The following is a 548-nucleotide window of genomic DNA, read 5'->3' as shown; positions in this document are numbered from 1 at the left end:
CGGCTGAGGCACTGCGGGAGGCGACCGAGAAGTACGGCGACGCGTTGCGGGCGTACGCGCTGGACCCGGCGAGCACGGACGGCCTGGCCGACGACGGGGGTCATGCCCACTCGGCGTACGGGATCGTGCCGGGTGAGGACACCCTCGTCCTGGTCCGGCCCGACAACCACGTGGGTCTGATCACCCCGGCCACGGACAGCCGGGCCGTCGTGGACTACCTCGACCGGTCGGCGTGAATCAGCAGCCTGTGCGCAGCGGGGTGAAGGACAGCTTGGCGCCCTCCTTGAGCTGGGTGGCCCTGCGGTAGACGTCCGACTCGACCTCGTACCAGACGTCGTCCTTGGTGGAGTTGCCACCGACGTTGTCGAGTTCGACGCACCAGCGCGCCCGGCGGACGACACGCGTGTAGCGCGTAGTGCCCTGCTGGACCTTCTTGCAGTCCTTGTAGGAGTCGTCGGTGTACCAGGTCCGGGTCCTCTTCCGGCGGCCCGTGCCGCTGGTGGAGGTGTGCTCGACCCGCCTGACACGGGACGTGCAGCGCTTGACCA

Annotated in this window: 1 protein-coding gene and 1 pseudogene; one reads left to right on the top strand and one right to left on the bottom strand. The window is 69.2% G+C overall.

Features of this window, described 5'->3' with window-relative positions:
• Nucleotides 1-236 (top strand): annotated as a pseudogene (locus AC1DYK_RS35565) (hypothetical protein); the annotation flags it as partial.
• Between the two features lies 1 nt (nt 237).
• On the opposite strand, the gene AC1DYK_RS35560 reads toward AC1DYK_RS35565, so the two are convergent.
• Nucleotides 238-548: hypothetical protein (locus AC1DYK_RS35560; protein WP_478170547.1), on the bottom strand; the 311-nt coding region annotated here is incomplete at its 5' end.

The organism is Variovorax sp. P2_H12, from assembly GCF_056403395.1.
Note: the sequence above shows the minus strand (reverse complement) of the source record. Positions and strands in the feature narration are given on the sequence as shown.